This window comes from Olavius algarvensis spirochete endosymbiont (assembly GCA_900608495.1).
Lineage (GTDB): Bacteria > Spirochaetota > Spirochaetia > DSM-2461 > DSM-2461 > UBA2779.
This window is the reverse complement of record UWYT01000207.1, coordinates 1-215: the sequence shown is the minus strand read 5'-3', so window position 1 is coordinate 215 and position 215 is coordinate 1. Positions and strand designations below refer to the sequence as shown.

The window sequence follows — 215 nt, the reverse complement described above, 5'->3', positions numbered from 1 at the left end:
AATCACCGCATCCGGAAAATCACTCCGGCGGGGGTGGTAAGCACCTTGGCCGGCACTGGCACGCTAGGTCATACTGATGGCGCCAGCAACACGGCGCAGTTTAACTCCCCCATCGGCGTGGCTGTGGACTCTGAAAGCAATGTCTATGTGACAGATTTTAGCAACAACCGCATCCGGAAGATAGAGTACAAGGTGCCCTGGGCAGCGACGCGATA

The 215-nt window shown here is 56.7% G+C and carries 1 protein-coding gene; it reads left to right on the top strand.

What is annotated here, in order from left to right; genetic code table 11:
* Nucleotides 1-215 (top strand): hypothetical protein (locus S1OALGB6SA_RS06345; protein WP_442789588.1); only part of this gene is annotated, 215 nt, incomplete at both ends.